Raw genomic sequence first — 1,386 nt, forward strand, 5'->3', positions numbered from 1 at the left:
CGCCGTGCTAAGAAGTCCGATACTGTAAGGGCGGCAAAAGTAATCGATGCTTTGCCTAATATATCCTTTGCCATGGATTGCGGCACAGTTATGGATGTCACACCTACTTTATCAGATGTTCATGCTTTTCAGGCTATGTTAGAAAATACAAATAAACCCATTATCCACTGGGGTTTTGGTATAGATCAGTATCAGGATATCATCGATATGGCTGCAGCTGTAGCAGGTGGGCTGGAAGCCCTGCAACGCGATCCATTTATTCTCCTTTACTCGGAGTCTAGCCCTCCATTAAGACATTCAGTGGAAGCCATTGATAAAGCAATTTTTGCAGCCAAAAACAATATTCCCATCGTTTATACTCCTTGCACTTTCTCAGGAGGTGTAGCTCCTGCGACTATGGCAGCAACTCTTGTGATTGCAGTTGCAGATTCCTTGGTAGGACTCGTAGCTGGTCAATTAGTACGTAAAGGTTCCGGTTTTGTAATGGGTGGATTAATTTCAACGATGGATATGTCTAGTACTATTCTGTCCTACGGTGCAGCAGAATTAAGCTTGCTTTCGGCCGGATTAACGGCTGTCGCCCGCCACATGAAAATACCAATGTTCAGTACAGGTGGTTGTTCAGATTCTAAGGTGATTGATACTCAGATGGGAATTGAAGCTGCTTTTTCGATCTTGATCGCAGGCTTAAGCGGTGCAAATCTTATTCATGACTGCAGTTATATGGAGTATGGAGCGACATCATCCTTAGACCTAATGACCATGGATGATGAGATCATTGGCATGGTAAAGAAAATTCTAGGCGGTGTTTTAGTTGACGATGAACACTTAGCCCTTGACGTCATTGACAAAGTCGGCCCAGGTGGACATTACTTAGCCGACGATCATACCATGGCCCATTTCCGCGAATTCTGGGCTCCCACTCTGATTAATAGACTTAGATTTGACGGATGGAAGGCAGAAGGCTCGAAAACCATGGCCCAGCGGGTCAAAGAAAAAACCCAAGACATTATCAATAACCACAAACCTGAACAAAAACCAGAAAGTGTTCTAAAAGAAATTCAAGCAATTGTCGATAGAGCAGAAGCGCGGGAAGCCAGTAAACGATAGGAGGTAGAAAGATATGTCAAATTATTATGAAGAGATTTCTCAGAACGTCATCACAGGTCAACTGGACCGAGTAACTCAACTGACTCAGCAGGCTATCGATGCTGGGAATGATCCTGTTGAAATAATTAACCAAGGTTTGATCCTAGGAATGAGTGTCGTAGGAGCACGCTTTAAGTCCGGTCAAATGTTTGTACCGGAAGTGCTGATGTCCGCTAGATCCATGACAGCAGGAATGGACATGGTCAAGCCACTCATTTTAAGTGAAGATATCCCCTC

2 protein-coding genes are annotated in these 1,386 nt (G+C 44.1%); both read left to right on the forward strand.

Annotated features, from left to right (window positions below; all coding sequences use genetic code 11):
- The coding region (locus M8E35_RS26265) for a trimethylamine methyltransferase family protein (RefSeq protein ID WP_252473920.1) at positions 1 to 1,110 on the forward strand (1,110 nt) is incomplete at its 5' end.
- A gap of 13 nt (positions 1,111 to 1,123) precedes the next feature.
- Positions 1,124 to 1,386: B12-binding domain-containing protein (locus M8E35_RS26270; RefSeq protein WP_252473921.1), on the forward strand; the 263-nt coding region annotated here is incomplete at its 3' end.

Origin of the sequence: Desulfosporosinus nitroreducens (genome assembly GCF_023897015.1) — a bacterium.
GTDB classification, from domain to species: domain Bacteria; phylum Bacillota; class Desulfitobacteriia; order Desulfitobacteriales; family Desulfitobacteriaceae; genus Desulfosporosinus; species Desulfosporosinus nitroreducens.